Here is a 17,010-nt window from a genome sequence, read left to right as displayed (position 1 = left end):
GCTGATGCTCTCCCCGCTCACCCACGACGACCCGCACCTGCTCGGCACCTACCGGCTCATCGCCCGTCTGGGCAGCGGCGGCATGGGCACCGTCTACCTCGCCCGGTCGGCCACGGGCCGTACCGCAGCGCTGAAGACGATGCACGCCCGCATCGCCACCGACCCCGCCGTCCGCACCCGCTTCCGCCTCGAAGTGGACGCGGCCCGCGTCATCGGCCCCGTCCACGGCGCCCGGGTCTTCGACGCCGACCCGCTCGCCGAAACCCCCTGGCTGGCCACCGAGTACGTTCTCGGCCCGCCCCTCGACGACGCCGTCTCCATCGCGGGACCGCTCCCCGAGCCCGCGGTACGCGCGCTGGGAGCCCTGCTGTGTGCGGCTCTGGGCCAGCTCCACGCCTCGGACGTCGTCCACCGCGACCTCAAGCCCTCCAACATCATGATCACGGCAGACGGTCCCAAAGTCATCGACTTCGGCATCGCCCGTGCCATCGGCGACGACCACCTCACCCGCACCGGTACCGCCGCGGGCACGCCCGCCTTCATGTCCCCCGAGCAGGCGACCGGCCAGGAACACACCTCTGCGGGGGACGTCTTCGCACTCGCCGGCGTCCTCACCTACGCAGCCACCGGCCACGGGCCCTTCGGCACCGGACAGCACGCCGACCTCATCTACCGCGTCCGCTACGCCGACCCCGACCTCACCGGAGTCCCTCCGGCCCTGCTCCCGGTCCTGACCCGCTGCCTCAGCAAGAACCCCTACGACCGCCCCTCCACCACCGACCTCGCCGCCCAGCTGCGCCCCGGGCAGGGCGGCTTCGCCGGCCATCTCCCCGAGCCCCTGCTCATGGAGATCGCCCGCCGCGTCGGCGGCGTCTGGCATGCCCGGCCCCAACGCCTCCCGGCCCCACCGGAACACGACCTCGCCGAAACCTTCCCGAGCGGCACCCCGTCCACCCCGTCCCCCCCGTCCCTCCTGTCCCGCCGGGGGCTCCTGGCCCTCGGGGGGAGTTCCGTACTCGGAGCGGCAGCGGTCGGAGCCGGCGCCTGGGCATGGCTGGGCCGTCAGGACACCGGCCCGAAGCCACCCGCCGTCGCCTCGAAGGAACCCGCGTGGGACCTGCTCTGGCAGGTGCCGACGAGCTACGCCGCCCCGCTCATTCCCCCCGCGCCGCTCGTCCTGGACGGACTGCTCGTCGTAGGTGAGTACGGCGTACAAGGCCTGGATCCCGCGACAGGAGCGGCGAAGTGGCCGGACCCCGGTGTCCATTTCATGCGCCGGACCGCCACGGACGGCAAGCAGATCTACGCCACCGACTACACCCTCGAAGAGACCGATCCGCTGAAGGTCTCCACCGTCGATCCGGCCACCGGAAGGCTCAAGGCCCCGTTCGGTGAACTCAAGGACCTGAGAGCGATCCTCTACGGAAACCAACTGCTCTGCGCGACGGGCGAAACCGTCTACCTGGTGGGAGGCCGAGGCCCCCATACGAAAGCGGGCTTCGGCAAGGACCAGACGTATTTCCTGCTGGGCGTCGACACCCGCTCGGGGAAAAAACTCTGGGAGGTCCCTCTCCCCGCCCGGCCGGACACGTCCGAGCGCCTGCACTTCCTGTCCGCCCAGGCCGTGGGCAGGTACCTGGTCCTCGTCCAGCAGTCCGCTGACGGAGAACCGCGCCTTGCCGTACACGACGCGCTGACGGGCAAGGCCCTGTGGGACCGGCCGCTCGACGGCAAGCAGTCGGCGCTCAACCGTGCTCACCTGGCCGTGGACGACCGGCACGTGTACCCGTCGGCGGGTGAACTCGTCGCGCTCGGCCTGGCCGACGGCAAGGCGGCCTGGCGCTTCGACGGGGCAACACCAGGGGCGCGGTTCAGCCCTCCGGCCGTCAAGGACGGCGTGGTGTACGCGGTGGAGGAAGGCCGCGGCATGGTCGCGCTCGACGCCACGAGCGGCACACTGCGGTGGGCGGAGAAGAGCCGCGCGGTCCCGGCCGAGGACCTCGACACCCCGCCTGCGGTCGGGATCGCGTACGTGTACGCGTACAGCAGGGCTTCGTCCGGACTGGTGGCCGCGGACATCCGCACCGGCGCAGCGACCCGTCCCTTCAAAGCCGCCAAGGCGCGGTACTTCGCCGACGCGTCCGCCAGGCGGCTCATCGCCATCGGCGACGAATACACCGCCGCTTATCCCCTCGCTTGAGCTCACAGAAAGCCTCACACGCAATGAAGCCCCTGGAATCCGGAGACCCGATCCGACTGGGCCCGTACCGCATCCTCGCCGTGCTCGGCGAAGGAGGCATGGGCAAGGTGTACGTCGGTCAGGACAGCGAGGGGCACGCCGCCGCCGTCAAAGTGCTGCACCCCCACCTGACGCACGACCCGAACCTCACGCAACGATTCGTCCGCGAGGCCCAGATGGCCAGGTCGGTCACCGGCGGGTCCGTGGCCCGCGTCCTGGACGCCCGGACGGAGGGCGGGCGTCCGTGGATCGCCACCGAGTTCCTGACCGGGCCGACACTCGCGGATGCCGTCCGCTCCCACGGGCCGTTCGACGAACCGACGGTACGGGCCCTCGCGGCGGCGCTCGCCCAGGCGCTCCGCGACATCCACGCCGCCGGCCTCGTCCACCGGGACCTGAAGCCCGCCAACATCGTGCTCACCGCGACGGGCCCCCGCGTCATCGACTTCGGCATCGCCCGCCCCGAACACGGCCTCACCCTCACCGCCACCGGCCAGGTCCCGGTCACCCCCGGCTACGGTGCGCCCGAGCAGGTCCTCGGGCAGCGCGTCGGTCCACCGGCCGACGTCTTCTCCCTGGGTGCGGTCCTGGTGTACGCGGCCGGCGGGCAGCACGCGTACGAGGGTTCACACGTCGCCGCCGTGCAGTACGAGGTGGTCCACGGAGAGGCGCGCCTGGACCGAGTACCGCCCCCGCTCCAGCCGTTGGTCGGCGCGTGCCTTGCCAAGGACCCGGCGTCCCGGCCCCTGCCGGACGAGATCATCCGTTCCTTCGCCCCGCCCCGAGGCGCCGAACGCGCGTGGCGGCAGGGATCGATCGCGCAGGACATCACGACCCGCGAGCACAGCCTCCATCTGCTGACCACGGCGCCGGGCGGGGTCGCACCGCGCTCCGTCTCACGTCGGCGCCTGCTGACGGGCCTTGCGGTCGGCGGATCCGTGCTCGCGGTCGGCGGCGGCGCCGTGTGGTGGATCCGGAAGGGAAGCGGCCCCTTCGACATCCCTCCGGCCGTACAGACCCCGCAGGCCCGCGTCCTGGACCCGAAGAAGGGTGACTACGTCCTCGGCGAGACCGCCAAGCCGCTGTGGAGCGTCCCCTCGGCGCTGTCGGAGGAATCGCCCGCGCCCCTCCCCGTACGCGACGTCGTCATCGTCGGAGCACCGAAGGGCGGCATCGCCGCGCGCAGCGTCGTCGACGGCACCCTCCGATGGTCGGCGCCGGAGGCGGTGGCTGCCAACCGCTACCTGTCCCTCTCCGGCCAACTGGTGGCGGCCACCGACCGGAACGGCACCCTCACGACCTTCGTCGCCTCGACCGGCGAGCCCAAGTGGACGTCCCCGGCGGAAGCCGCATCCCTCCTCGACGCGGACGACGAAGCCGTCTACCTGATCACCAAGGACGGGCGGGTGCGCGCCATCGGCCGGTCCGATGCCAAGATCCGCTGGACCGTCGACGTCGACGCGGACCTGGGCACGAAGGCCGCCTCGCGCGGCCTGGCGGCCCAGGGCCGGCTGGTCATCACGGCTGCGGACGGGTCGCTGGTCGCCCTCGACACGACCGACGGCCGCAAGGCATGGGACCGCCGCAAGCAGTCCGACGACGGCCGGGCCAAGGTCGCCCTGTCGGGACGCTCCCTGTGCGTGACGGGAAAGAACCTCTCCGCCCTCGACATCGTCGACGGAAAGGACCTCTGGTCGGCCGAGAACCCCAAACCGCCGAACGGCGGCACGATCTCCTGGGGCCCTCCGACCATCCACGGCGACCACGTGTACGCAGCTGTGCTGGGAGTCCCCGTCCGCTACGACGTCCGGAGCGGCGGAGGAACCGACTGGGTCTACGCAGGTCTCTTCGAATGCGACCCGCCCAGCCCGCTCGTCGTGCAGGGGAACGGCCTCTGGTCGGTCGCCGTCAACAGGACCCAAGGGGGCATCAACGTCATCGACCTCTCGCCCGAGAACCGGCCGCCGTGGGTGTTCCCCGTCATCAAGAACCCCACCCGCTACTGGCTCACGGCCGACGCGAACCGCGTCTTCCTCCTGGACGGCACGTCACTCGGCGCCCTTCCCGTGTTCTGATCCGGTGAGACCCGAGCCGAACCAGCACGACGAGGCTCTACAACATCATCCCGGCTGGTGCCGGGCCGTGCCGCCAAACCCTGTCCGCCCGGGTCGGGAAGGTACGGCCCGGTCAGCAGATCCGCATGCCCGCTCGGATAAGGGCATGAAAAAGCCCCAGGTCACGGCGAGTGAGTCCTGGGGCTAATCCGAGCCGCCTTCGGGATTCGAACCCGAGACCTACGCATTACGAGTGCGTTGCTCTGGCCAACTGAGCTAAGGCGGCACCGCTGGTCAGACAAGTATTCCCCCGAAGAGGTGTGCTCATCAGCAGCGGCGCCAAGTCTACAGGGTGTGGACGGGTGCCCTGAACCAGGTTCTCCGGGGTCAGGAATCGGGCGCCGAGCGGTCAGCCGGTCAGCACTTCTTGCCGTCCGCCGGAACCTTGCCCTCCAGCAGGTACTGGTTGATCGAGGTGTCGATGCAGGCGCTGCCGCGCCCGTACGCCGTGTGGCCGTCGCCGTCGTACGTGAGGAGGGTGCCCGAGTCGAGCTGGCCCGCCAGGGCCTGGGCCCACTTGTACGGGGTCGCCGGGTCGCGCGTGGTGCCGACCACCAGGATCGGCGCGGCGCCCTTCCCGGTCAGCGCCCTCGCCTCACCCGTGGCCTTCACCGGCCAGTACGCGCAGTTCAGCGAGGCCCATGCCAGGCCGGCGCCGAAGACCGGGGAGGCCTTCTCGAAGGACGGCAGGGCGGCCTCGACCGCCTCCGGGCCGGTGAAGGCCGGGGGCTGGTCCAGGCAGTTGACGGCGGAGTTCGCGGCCATCAGGTTGGCGTACTTGCCGTCCGGATCGCGCTCGTAATAGCTGTCGGCCAGGCTCAGCAGGCCCGCGCCGTCGCCGTTCATCGCCGCCGTGAGCGCCTCGCGCAGCTGCGGCCAGGCGCTCTCGTCGTACAGCGCCGCGATCACCCCGGTGGTCGCGAGGGACTCGCCCAGCGGACGGGCGTCCTCCCCGGTCGGCACGGGCTGGGCGTCGAGCTTGCGGAAGAAGTCCTTCAGGCGGGCCGCGATCGCGTCGGGATCGCCCGTGCCGAGCGGGCAGCCGGGCTGCTTCGCGCAGTCCTTGGCGAAGGCGGTGAACGCCGTATCGAAGCCCTCCGTCTGGTCGCGGTTCAGGTCCACCGCCGGGCGGCTGGGGTCCATCGCTCCGTCCAGGACCAGCCGTCCGACCCGGTCCGGGAAGAGGTCCGCGTACGTCGCCCCGAGGAAGGTGCCGTACGAGGCCCCGACGTACGCGAGCTTCTCGTCGCCGAGCACCCCGCGGAGCAGGTCCATGTCCCGGGCGGCGTCGACGGTGGAGACGTGCGGAAGGACCTTCTGCGAACGCTCCTGGCAGCCGACGGCGAACTCCTTGAACGCGGCCACCAGCCGGGCCCGCTCGGCCGCGTCGTCCGGCGTCTGGTCCACCTGCGTGAACTTGTCCATCTGCGGGCCGGTCATGCACTCCACCGGACTGCTGCGGGCCACCCCGCGCGGGTCGAAGGAGACCATGTCGTACCGGGCGCGGACGGCCGCGGGATAGCCGATTCCCGCGTACGCCTGCAGGTACCCGATGCCGGAGCCGCCCGGGCCGCCCGGGTTGACCACCAGGGAGCCGAGCCGCTTGCCCGGGCCCGTGGCCTGCCGGCGGGCCACCGCGATGTCGACGTCCTGGCCGGAGCCGGCGTTCGCGTAGTCGAGCGGCGCCTTCATGGTGGCGCACTGGAACCCGGGCACACCGCAGTCGCGCCAGGTCAGCTTCTGCTCGTAGTACGGGCGCAGCGCCGCCGCATCGGGGGACGGCCGGGCGGACGGCGAACCGGAGACCGCCTCGGAGGACGCGACGGCCCGGGGTTCCCCCGACCCGCCCGAGGTGCATCCGGAAAGCAGCAGCCCGGCGGCCGCGATCACGATCCCAGTGGTACGCAGCAGGCGACTGGTGTCCATCCTTGGAGCCTACGTGCTGCCGGCCCGGGCCAGGAGGTGGTCCGCCGCCGTCCGGCCCCGGACGGTGGCGCGCCTTCCGTGGCCCGCGCGGGCCAGGCACCGGCCGGGTGCGTCCCGCCGTCGGCGGCCGGTCCGCCCGTACGGGTGAGCCGGTCAACCGGACGTGGACCGGGCGCGGCGCTCCGGTGCCCGCTCCGCTGGTCAGAGCAGGGCCGGAGCAGGGTCGGACCAGCGGTCACGGCAGGTTGTCGGATCAGCGGTCAGCCCGCGCGCAGCGACATCGTCATCGCCTCGACCGCGAGGAGGGGAGCCACATTGCGGTCCAGGGCGTCCCGGCAGGCGATGATCGCCTCGATCCGGCGCAGCGTCCGCTCGGGACCCGAGGCGCGGGCGATCCGGTCGAGGTCGTGGCGTATCTCCTCGTTGGCGATGGCCACGGACGAGCCGAGCTGCAGGGCCAGCACATCCCGGTAGAAGCCAGTGAGGTCGGTCAGCGCGAGGTCGAGGCTGTCGCGCTGGGTGCGGGTGCGACGCCGCTTCTGCCGGTCCTCCAGCTCCTTCATCACGCCCGCCGTGCCGCGCGGCATCCGGCTGCCCGCGCCCGCTCCGGCGCCGAGCGCGGCCCTCAGCTCCTCGGTCTCCTTCGTGTCGACCTCCTCCGCGACCTGCTTCGCGTCCTCGGCGGCGGCGTCGACCAGCTCCTGCGCCGCCTTGAGGCAGCCGCCGACATCGTCGACTCGGAGCGGGAGCCTGAGCACGGCGGCCCGACGGGAACGGGCGGCCTCGTCAGTGGCGAGCCTGCGGGCCCGGCCGATGTGCCCCTGGGTCACGCGGGCGGCGGCCGCCGCGGCGGCGGGCTCGATGCCGTCGCGCCGGACCAGCACCTCGGCGACGGCGTCGACGGGCGGGGTGCGCAGCGTCAGGTGTCGGCAACGGGACCGGATCGTGGGCAGCACGTCCTCCAGCGAGGGCGCGCACAGCAGCCACACCGTCCGCGGAGCGGGCTCCTCCACGGCCTTGAGGAGCACGTTGCCCGCGCCCTCGGTGAGGCGGTCGGCGTCCTCCAGGACGATGACCTGCCAGCGGCCGACGGCCGGGGAGAGCTGCGCCCGGCGGACCAGGTCGCGGGTCTCCTTCACACCGATGGACAGCAGATCCGTACGGACGATCTCCACATCGGCGTGCGTGCCGACCACAGTGGTGTGGCAGCCGTCGCAGAACCCGCAGCCGGGCTGGCCTCCGAGGGTCCGGTCGGGGCTGGTGCACTGCAGGGCGGCCGCGAAGGCACGGGCGGCGGTGGACCGCCCGGAGCCGGGCGGCCCGGTGAACAGCCAGGCGTGGGTCATCTTGTTCGCGGCGGGCGGCGGCGTCCCGTCCGAGACGGCGGTGACCAGGGCATCGGCATCACGAGCGGCGGCGGCCAGCTGCGCCTGGACCCGCTCCTGTCCCACCAGGTCGTCCCATACGGGCATCCCGCCCACCGCCTTTCACTCTCCGTGCACCCATTGTGGCGCGCGCCACTGACAATCCGGCCCGGCCCGGTCCCGCCCGGCCCGGCCACCGGTCACGCCGCGCTCAGCCGCGGCGGCGCGGACCCCGCTCGTCGTCGCCGTCCCCGTACTCGTCGTCCCGGCGGCGGCCCAGCAGTTCGTCCGCCAGCGTCGGCAGGTCGTCCAGCGGGGTCTCCTCGGCCCAGTCCGGGCGAGGGCGGCGCGGGCGACCGTCGTCACCGAGGGCCGGGAGCTCCCGCGTCCGGTCGCTGCCGCCGTCCCGGAAGATGCCCGGCGGAACCCGGTCGGCCGGGTTCCCCTCGGGGCGCCGGGCCGTGGGCCGCGAGGCGGACCGGGCCTGGCCGGACGAGCCGGCCGGGCCGGGCGCACCGGCGTCCGGGCGGACCGGCGGCAGTACGGCCGTCTCGTCGGCCGGGCGGACCGGCGGCAGAACAGCCGTCTCATCGGTCGGGCGGACCGGCGGCTTCGACAGATCGGCCTTGGGCACCGGGACGGTCTGGGTCACGTCGTCCGGCCGGACGACTCGGCTGAGCGCCGGGGTCTCGAGCGTCACGGCATCGTCCGGATGCGGACCGTCCGAAACCGGCGCCGAAGGAGCCGCCGACGCGGCTTCCGCCGCCGCCGCGGCAGCCGCAGCCCTCGCCGCGGCCTCAGCCGCCTCGGCCGCCGCCAGTCGGCGCGCCTCCTCGGCCTTCAGCAGGGCCTCCTCGGCCCGCCGCTGCTTCTCCAGCCGCCGCTCCTCGGCCTCGGCCCGCAGCCGGGCCTCCTCCTCGGCCTGCTTGCGCAGCCGCTCCGCCTCCGCCGCGCGCGCCTTCTCCTCGGCCTCGGCGCGCAGCCGCTCGGCCTCGGCCCGGGCCCTTGCCTCTTCCTCGGCCTTCAGCCGGGCTTCCTCCGCCTTGCGGGCGGCTTCCGCCTCGGCCTTGATCCGTGCCGCCTCGGCCTCGCGGGCCAGCCGGGCCTCTTCCTCGGCCTTCAGGCGGGCTTCCTGCGCCTTGCGTGCCGCCTCTTCCTCGGCCTTGCGCCGGGCCTCTTCCTCGGCGAGGCGCCGGGCCTCGGCCTGGGCGGCCACCTCGGCCTCGGAGAGCGGGAGCATCCGGTCCAGGCGGTGCCGTACGACGGTGGTCACCGAGTCCGGGTCCTGGCCCGCGTCGACCACCAGGTAGCGCCCCGGGTCGGCCGCGGCCAGCGTCAGGAACCCGGACCGCACCCGCTGGTGGAACTCCGCCGGCTCCGACTCCAGCCGGTCCGGGGCCTCCGTGAACCGCTCCCGCGCCGCCTCCGGCGATACGTCGAGCAGCACGGTCAGGTTCGGCACGAGTCCGTCGGTGGCCCAGCGCGAGATCCGGGCGATCTCCGTCGGGGAGAGGTCGCGGCCGGCGCCCTGGTAGGCCACCGAGGAGTCGATGTAGCGGTCCGAGATGACGACCGCGCCGCGCTCCAGGGCCGGGCGCACCACCGTGTCCACGTGCTCCGCGCGGTCGGCGGCGTACAGCAGCGCCTCGGCGCGGTTCGACAGCCCTGCGGAGGAGATGTCGAGCAGGATCGAGCGGAGCCGCTTGCCGACCGGGGTGGCCCCCGGCTCACGCGTCACGACCACCTCGTGGCCCTTGCCCCGTATCCAGTCGGCCAGCGCCTCCACCTGGGTGGACTTGCCGGCTCCGTCGCCGCCCTCCAGGGCGATGAAGAATCCGGTGCCGGAGGCGGCCTGCACCGGCTCGCCGCCGCGCAGCGCCTCGCGCAGGTCGCGCCGCAGAGGCACGCCGCTGCGGTCGTCGAGCTTGGCGAGGACCACCGCGGCGACCGGCAGCAGCAGCGCGCCGACCAGCATCAGGGTGAAAGCGGCGCCGCCGTGCGCGAGGACGACCTCGGCGCCGGTCAGCCGGTGCGGGCCGATCACCGCGGCCAGCACCGGGGCGAGGACCGCCCCGAGGGCCACGGCCACCCGTACGACCGCCTGGAGGTGCTCGGTGACCCGCGCCCGGCGGAACTCCTCGGTCTCCTGGTCCAGCAAGGTGTGGCCCGTGTTGGCCGCGACGCCCGCAGCGGTGCCGGCGAACAGCGACAGGAAGAGCACGGTCGCCGTGTCCGGGACCAGCCCTGCGAGCAGCAGCGCCAGCCCGGCGACCGCTATGGCGAGGGCCAGCAGACGGCGCCGCGACAGGCCGGGCAGTACCTTGCCGGCCTGGGTGGCGCGGATGCCGGCGGCGGTGCCGCCGACCAGCGCGAGGACGAGCAGCGCGAAAGCGGCCGGGCCGCCGCCCAGGTCGAAGGCGTGCAGTACCGACACGGCGACGGCGCTGGACACGGCTCCGGCGACTGCGGCGCAGGCCAGGACCAGCAGCGGGACGGCGCCGGTACGGCCCTTGTCGGGCCGGTCACCCGCCTTGGGGGCGCGCAGGCCCTCCAGCGGCGAGCGGGGGCGCGGGGTCTTCGCCCCGGGCAGCACCAGCGGCAGCAGCAGCGAGACCGAAGCCGCGAAGAGACCGGAGGCCACGTACGAGCCGAGGGCGGCCTGGTTCTCGGCGAACCAGTCCACGCCGAGGCCGAGGGCCTTGCCGACCAGGGTCGCGCCCAGCAGCGCGGCCGCTGCGATCGGGAGCGCCGCGAAGGACGTACGCAGGTTCAGCCGCCGCAGCGCGTCCAGGTGGTCCGGGAGCGGCCGTACGGTCGCGCCCTCCGGCGGCGGCGTCGGCAGCAGGGCGGGAGCGGCGCTGTCCTTGGCCAGCGTCCACAGCCGCTCGGCGGCGCCGGCGACGAAGACGGTGGCCAGCAGCGCGGTGAGCGCGTGGGCCGGGATCCAGTCGAGCCACAGCGGGGCGACGACGAAGAGCCCGAGGCGGACCCCGTCGGCGCCGATCATCGTCCAGCGGCGGTCCAGCTTGCCGCCGGGGGCGACGAGCCCGGCCAGCGGGCCCAGCAGGACCGCGCCGAAGAACAGGGTGGCGAGGATCCTGACTCCGAAGACGACGGCGACGGCCAGGGCCGCGCCGCGGTAGCCGTCGCCGAAGGCTCCTTCGGAGACGGCCGCCTGAAGGGCCAGCAGCACCAGCACCAGCAGGGCGAGGGCGTCACCGATGCCGCTCACCAGCTGGGCGCTCCACAGCCGGCGCAGCCTGGGGGTGCGCAGCAGTGCGCGCACCGCACGCTCGCGGGAATCCGCGGCTAGGGCTTCGTCGTAGGTGGGGTTCGCCGGGGCGGTCACGACCGCTGGCTGCTCGGCTCGCGTCATCCGCCCAGCCTATCCGCTGCGCTTCGCCATTGCGGAGGCCTGTGGACAAGGTGCGGTGTGACCCCGCACCCACCTTCCGGGGCTCCGCCCGCCCCGCCCGACCGACCCGTCCCGCCGATCCCGCCCGTCCCGCCGGAAACGCCGCGGGCCCCCGTGCGGTCGCACAGGGGCCCGGGGCAGGCGGAGCGGGAGACCGCGGCCGCGGCGGCTACTCGTCCGCCGGGGCGGCAGCGATCTTCTTCGTCACCGTCTTCTTCGCCGTCGTCTTCTTGGCGGCTGCCGCGGCAGTGGTCTTCTTGGCAGCCGTCGTCTTCTTCGCGGCAGCGGTCTTCGTCGCCGTCGCCTTCTTGGCCGGGGCCTTCTTCGCCGGGGCCTTCTTGGCGGGGGCCTTCTTCGCCACCTTCTTGGCCGGGCCCTTCGCCCGCTTCTCGGCGAGCAGCTCGTAGCCCCGCTCCGGCGTGATCGTCTCGACGTCGTCGTCCCGCCGCAGCGTCGCGTTCGTCTCGCCGTCCGTCACGTACGGCCCGAAGCGGCCGTCCTTGACCACCACCGGCTTCTCGCTGACCGGGTCGGTGCCCAGCTCCTTCAGCGGCGGCTTGGCCGCCGCGCGGCCCCGCTGCTTCGGCTGCGCGTAGATGGCCAGCGCCTCGTCCAGCGTGATCGAGAACAGCTGGTCCTCGGTCTCCAGCGACCGCGAGTCCGTGCCCTTCTTCAGGTACGGGCCGTAGCGGCCGTTCTGGGCCGTGATCTCCACGCCCTCCGCGTCCACGCCGACCACGCGCGGCAGCGACATCAGCTTCAGCGCGTCGTCCAGCGTGACCGTGTCCAGGGACATCGACTTGAAGAGCGAGGCCGTCCGCGCCTTGACCGCGTTCTTGCCCGTCTTCGGCGTGCCCTCGGGCAGGATCTCCGTCACGTACGGCCCGTAGCGGCCGTCCTTCGCGAAGATCTCGTTCCCGGAGACCGGGTCCTTGCCCAGCTCGAACTCGCCGCTCGGCTTGGCGAACAGCTCCTCCGCGTACTCGACCGTCAGCTCGTCCGGAGCCATGTCGTCCGGTACGTCGGCGCGCTGGTGGCCCTCTGCGTCCTTCTCGCCCCGCTCGACGTACGGCCCGTAGCGGCCGACCCGCAGCACGATGCCCTCGCCCACGGGGAAGGAGGAGATCTCCCGGGCGTCGATCGCGCCCAGGTCCGTGACCAGCTCCTTCAGGCCGCCGAGCGCGTCACCGTCGGCCGGTACGACCTCCGAGGCGTCCTCGGCACCGAAGTAGAACCGCTTCAGCCACGGCACGGACTGGGCCTCGCCCCGCGCGATGCGGTCGAGATCGTCCTCCATCTTCGCGGTGAAGTCGTAGTCGACGAGCCGGCCGAAGTGCGTCTCCAGCAGGTTGACCACGGCGAAGGACAGGAAGGACGGCACGAGCGCCGTGCCCTTCTTGAAGACGTAGCCGCGGTCCAGGATCGTGCCGATGATCGACGCGTACGTCGACGGGCGGCCGATCTCGCGCTCTTCGAGCTCCTTGACCAGCGAGGCCTCGGTGTAGCGGGCCGGCGGCTTGGTCGAGTGGCCGTCCGCCGTGATCTCCTCGGCGGCGAGCGCGTCGCCCTCCGCGACCTGCGGAAGGCGCTTCTCGCGGTCGTCGAGCTCGGCGTTCGGGTCGTCAGCGCCCTCGACGTACGCCTTCATGAAGCCGTGGAAGGTGATCGTCTTGCCGGAGGCGCTGAATTCGGCGTCGCGCCCGTCCGAGGCCCGGCCGCCGATCTTCACGGTCACCGAGTTGCCGACCGCGTCCTTCATCTGGGAGGCGACGGTCCGCTTCCAGATCAGCTCGTAGAGACGGAACTGGTCGCCGGACAGGCCGGTCTCGGCCGGAGTGCGGAAACGATCACCCGAGGGGCGGATCGCCTCGTGCGCCTCCTGCGCGTTCTTGACCTTGCCGGCGTAGACGCGCGGCTTCTCCGGCAGGTAGTCGGCCCCGTAGAGCTGCGTGACCTGCGCCCGCGCCGCCGACACCGCGGTGTCGGAGAGCGTGGTGGAGTCCGTACGCATGTAGGTGATGAAGCCGTTCTCGTACAGCTTCTGCGCCACCTGCATGGTCGCCTTCGCACCGAAGCCCAGCTTGCGCGAGGCCTCCTGCTGGAGCGTCGTCGTACGGAACGGGGCGTACGGGGAGCGGCGGTACGGCTTGGACTCGACCGAGCGGACGGCGAACGAGGCGCCTTCCAGCGCGGCGGCAAGCGCCCGGGCGTTCGCCTCGTCGAGGTGCAGCACCTCGCTCTTGAGCTGCCCGTTCGAGCCGAAGTCGCGGCCCTGCGCGACGCGCTTGCCGTCCACCGTGTTCAGGCGGGCGACCAGCGTGGACGGGTCCGAGGCGTCCCCGGCGCGGCCGGTGGAGAAGGTCCCGGTCAGGTCCCAGTACTCGGCGGAGCGGAAGGCGATGCGCTCGCGCTCCCGCTCGACGACGAGGCGGGTGGCCACGGACTGGACGCGTCCGGCCGACAGCCGGGGCATGACCTTCTTCCACAGGACCGGCGAGACCTCGTAGCCGTAGAGACGGTCGAGGATGCGCCGGGTCTCCTGTGCGTCGACCATGCGCTGGTTGAGCTCGCGCGGGTTGGCGACGGCGTCGCGGATCGCGTCCTTGGTGATCTCGTGGAAGACCATCCGGTGGACGGGAACCTTGGGCTTGAGGACTTCCTGCAGGTGCCACGCGATGGCTTCGCCCTCGCGGTCCTCATCGGTGGCGAGGAAGAGTTCGTCGGAGTCGGCCAGCAGCTCCTTGAGCTTCCTGACCTGCGACTTCTTGTCGGCGTTGACGACGTAGATCGGCTGGAAGTCGTGCTCGACGTCCACACCGAGGCGACGGACCTCGCCCGTGTACTTGTCGGGGACCTCCGCGGCGCCGTTCGGGAGGTCGCGAATGTGCCCGACGCTCGCCTCGACGACGTATCCCGGGCCGAGGTAGCCCTTGATCGTCTTCGCCTTGGCAGGGGACTCGACAATGACGAGTCGGCGGCCGCCCTTTGCGGTCTCGCTAGTCGGGGACAACTTGGCTCTTCTCTCCGGTCGGCACTCGGTCGCAGTACGGCGACGCTGCGGAGTGTGACGGTACAACCCGCCCCCGTGTCAAACGGCACAAGCCCGCAACGGCCACTCGAACGGTAACCCGACAAGTGCCGTTTCTGCCGCCCGGATGCCGCGCCGGACCCTTCCCGATCACCGTGCCGGGTGCCCGGGGGGCCGTCTGGCCGCGCTCCCGCACCCCGTCCCACGTCGGCTTCTTTCAGGGATCCGGGCCGGTCGCGCCCCCGCCTCAGAGCCGTGCGAGGCACCACACCCCGACCGCCAGCGACGTCCCGCCGGCGAGCAGGGCCAGCGGTACGGCCACGACGGGGCGCACGCCCTCAGCCACCGGCGCGCGGTGCAGTGCGCGCGCCCCCGTCCAGGCCAGCAGAGCAGCCCCGAACAGCAGGAACACGGTCCCCGCGAAGATCGCCGGGCCGTTCTCCATGCCGCTCCCCCTACCCCTGGGCCGCTCCCGGGATCCCCCCGGATCCCGCTGGTCAGGAGCCTTCCAGCCACTCGGGAACGGCGGGCGAACCCAGGGTTACATCCCGGTGCCGACTACCGAGCGGGGCCCGTCACCGGCTCCAGGAAGCCCTGCTCGACCAGCATCCGGATGGCCTCCGGGGTCCGGTCCCGCAGGACAACCGGATCCTCCTGCACCAGTTGCGCGATGGCGTCCAGGATCCGGCCCGCGGTCAGTGAGCCGTCACACACTCCGGCGAAGCCCGCCCCGACCGTGTCGACCTTGGTGGCGCGCCGCATCCCGCGGTTCTGCCGGAGCACCACGTGCTCCGGGTCCTCCGCGCCGGGCGCGCCGACCTGCTCCTGCACCACCTCGCCGGCCAGTACGAAGTAACCCTCCAGCAGGGAGGCGTCGTCGTGCTGGCGCAGGTAGTCCTGGCGGGCGAAGTGGGCGAGGACGGTCTCGCCGAGCGGCTGCTCCACCGAGTGCGGCCACTCCTCGACCACGATCGAGGGCTCGGCCGCGTCCGACCGGCGCAAGGTGATCCACCCGAAGCCGACGGACTTCGTCTTGCGGGCTTCGAACTCGTCCAGCCAGGCCTCGTACCGCCGCGCGTACTCGGCGGGGTCGGTGCGGTGGTCGCCCGCGTCGCGCAGCCACAGCTCCGCGTACTGCGTCACGTCCTGCACGTCACGCTGCACGATCCAGGCGTCGCAGCCGCGCGGCACCCAGGAACGGACCCGGTCGTGCCAGTCCTCGCCCTCCACGTGCTGCCAGTTACCGAGGAACTGCGCGTACCCGCCGGGGTTGAGGTGCGCGCCCGCCTCCTGGACCAGCGTCCGGCACAGGTCGTCCCCGCCCATACCGCCGTCCCGGTACGTGAGGCGGGCGCCGGGCGAGATCACGAACGGCGGGTTCGACACGATCAGGTCGTAGGTGGCGTCCCCGACCGGTTCGAAGAGCGACCCGGTGAGCAGCTCGGCCTCCGGGGCGCCGGACAGCGCCAGCGTCAGACGGGTGAATTCCAGGGCCCGGGGGTTGACGTCGGTGGCCGTGACCCGGGTGGCGTGCTGGGCCGCGTGCAGCGCCTGGAGGCCCGAGCCGGTACCGAGGTCCAGCGCGGAACCCGCCGGGATCCGGACGGTGATCCCGGCCAGGGTGGTGGAGGCGCCTCCCACCCCGAGGACCACGGCCGTATCCGCCTGACGGCCCCGGCTGCCGATCCCGCCGGCCCCGCCGACGGCGCAGCCGAGGTCGGAGACGATGAACCAGTCCTCGCCGTCCGGACCTCCGTACGGCCGCACGTCGACGGTGGCGCGCACCGTGTCCTCGCCGTCGGCGGCATCCTCGCGGCGCAGCCAGCCATCGGCCAGGGCCGCCTCGGCGGGCAGCGCGGCCGCGGCCTGCGCGTACGGAACGGGCTGCTGGAGCAGGAACAGCCGCACCAGGCTCGCGAGCGGGCCGTCACCACCGCCGCGGGTGGCGCGCAGGGCGGGAACCGTCTCGCTGCGGGCCAGTGCGGCGTAGGCGGGGGCGCCGAGCAGGTCGAGCAGGCCGTCTGCGGTGAAACCGGCGGCGAGCATGGCGGTGCGGAGCTCGGCGGTGTGATCGGGCGAGGGGAGGCTGGTGGTACTCACCCCACCATTGTGGCGGTTGGGTCCGGCAATCCGTGCGGAGCACGGGCGTCGGCGTGGGCCACCGGGGCGGGCCACGGGGCGGAACGTGCGACAGGGCGGCCACGGCCCCTTCCGGGACCCGGCCGCCCTGACCATCGGATGTCAGCTCATCGCACCGCCCGGAGCACTACTTGGGCGACGGCGACGTCGCCGCCACCTGGCAGCCCTTCTGGCTGTTGATGGCCTTGTCCAGACCGCCCGCGTTGAGCTGCGCGAGTGCGTCCTTGCCGCCCTTCGTCGCCTCCTGGAGGCCGCCGGCCACTTCCTTGAGGCCGTCGGCGAACTTCGTCTGGTCCTTGGGGTCCAGGGCGTCCATCTTGACCTTCAGGTCGGCATAACCCTTGGAGGTCGCCTCGAAGCCCTTGGCGGCGGCCTCCTGGGTCGCGGCGCCGTCCTTGACCGGCGGACTTCCCGCCTGCTGCAGGGCGGTCCCCATCGTCTTGTACGACTCGGACATGGTCGCGAACGCCGCCGAGTCGGTCTTCTGGACCTCCTCGGGCTTGCTGCTCTCCGTCGCCACGCGCTTGATCTCGGCGTTGGCCGCCTCGATCTTCGTGAGTTCGGGCTGCCACTGGTCGCAGACCTTCTTGGCCCAGGCGTTGGCCTTCCCATCGCTGTCGTCCCCGCCGCAGCCGGACAGGACGAGCATCAGTACCGCACTGCCCGACAACGCGGCCGCAAGCTTCTTGTTCACCGGATTGGTCCCTTCGAAGGCTCTCGGCCCGGAAGATACACGGCTGCCATCCGGGGACGCACAAAGGCGGACAGACGGCGCGTCAGTCCGC

General features: G+C 72.7%; 9 protein-coding genes and 1 tRNA gene. 2 read left to right on the top strand and 8 right to left on the bottom strand.

Annotated features, from left to right (window positions below):
* Positions 1-4 precede the first annotated feature (4 nt).
* Positions 5-2,200, top strand: coding sequence for a protein kinase domain-containing protein (locus OG429_RS21275; RefSeq protein ID WP_328926882.1), 2,196 nt, complete (start codon positions 5-7; stop codon positions 2,198-2,200).
* Between the two features lie 23 nt (positions 2,201-2,223).
* On the top strand, positions 2,224-4,314 hold the full coding sequence (locus OG429_RS21270) for a protein kinase domain-containing protein (protein ID WP_328926881.1): 2,091 nt from the start codon (positions 2,224-2,226) through the stop codon (positions 4,312-4,314).
* Between the two features lie 191 nt (positions 4,315-4,505).
* Here the strand turns inward: OG429_RS21270 and OG429_RS21265 are convergent.
* The 8 genes from OG429_RS21265 to OG429_RS21230 form a co-directional block, all read right to left on the bottom strand.
* Positions 4,506-4,579: transfer RNA gene (locus OG429_RS21265), tRNA-Thr, on the bottom strand.
* Between the two features lie 131 nt (positions 4,580-4,710).
* Positions 4,711-6,279, bottom strand: a complete 1,569-nt coding sequence (locus tag OG429_RS21260; RefSeq protein ID WP_328926880.1) for an alpha/beta hydrolase — start codon at positions 6,277-6,279, stop codon at positions 4,711-4,713.
* A 260-nt stretch (positions 6,280-6,539) separates the two neighbouring features.
* A complete protein-coding gene (locus OG429_RS21255) occupies positions 6,540-7,751 on the bottom strand; it encodes a DNA polymerase III subunit delta' (protein WP_328926879.1) in 1,212 nt (403 codons plus the stop codon).
* A gap of 103 nt (positions 7,752-7,854) precedes the next feature.
* Positions 7,855-11,019 (bottom strand): dTMP kinase, encoded by a 3,165-nt coding sequence (gene tmk, locus OG429_RS21250; protein WP_328926878.1) that lies wholly within the window; start codon positions 11,017-11,019, stop codon positions 7,855-7,857.
* Positions 11,020-11,227: 208 nt separating this feature from the next.
* Positions 11,228-14,068, bottom strand: coding sequence for a type I DNA topoisomerase (gene topA / locus OG429_RS21245; protein WP_328926877.1), 2,841 nt, complete (start codon positions 14,066-14,068; stop codon positions 11,228-11,230).
* Between the two features lie 265 nt (positions 14,069-14,333).
* Entirely contained in the window at positions 14,334-14,531 is a 198-nt protein-coding gene (locus OG429_RS21240) for a hypothetical protein (protein WP_328926876.1), read from the bottom strand.
* 113 nt (positions 14,532-14,644) lie between these two features.
* Complete coding sequence (locus OG429_RS21235) at positions 14,645-16,186, bottom strand: DUF7059 domain-containing protein (RefSeq protein WP_328926875.1); 1,542 nt, start codon at positions 16,184-16,186, stop codon at positions 14,645-14,647.
* Positions 16,187-16,352: 166 nt separating this feature from the next.
* Positions 16,353-16,919, bottom strand: a complete 567-nt coding sequence (locus OG429_RS21230; protein WP_328926874.1) for a small secreted protein — start codon at positions 16,917-16,919, stop codon at positions 16,353-16,355.
* Positions 16,920-17,010 lie beyond the last annotated feature (91 nt).

It is taken from the genome of Streptomyces sp. NBC_00190 (assembly GCF_036203305.1).
Classification (GTDB): domain Bacteria; phylum Actinomycetota; class Actinomycetes; order Streptomycetales; family Streptomycetaceae; genus Streptomyces.
This window is presented reverse-complemented; position numbering and strand designations above follow the sequence as displayed.

Excerpts from the sequence above, each read along its gene's own strand:
- OG429_RS21275 (WP_328926882.1), top strand. The coding sequence starts at position 5 with ATGCTCTCCCCGCTCACCCACGACGACCCGCACCTGCTCGGCACCTAC.
- OG429_RS21270 (WP_328926881.1), top strand. The coding sequence starts at position 2,224 with ATGAAGCCCCTGGAATCCGGAGACCCGATCCGACTGGGCCCGTACCGC.
- OG429_RS21260 (WP_328926880.1), bottom strand. The coding sequence starts at position 6,279 with ATGGACACCAGTCGCCTGCTGCGTACCACTGGGATCGTGATCGCGGCC.
- OG429_RS21255 (WP_328926879.1), bottom strand. The coding sequence starts at position 7,751 with ATGCCCGTATGGGACGACCTGGTGGGACAGGAGCGGGTCCAGGCGCAG.
- tmk (WP_328926878.1), bottom strand. The coding sequence starts at position 11,019 with ATGACGCGAGCCGAGCAGCCAGCGGTCGTGACCGCCCCGGCGAACCCC.
- OG429_RS21240 (WP_328926876.1), bottom strand. The coding sequence starts at position 14,531 with ATGGAGAACGGCCCGGCGATCTTCGCGGGGACCGTGTTCCTGCTGTTC.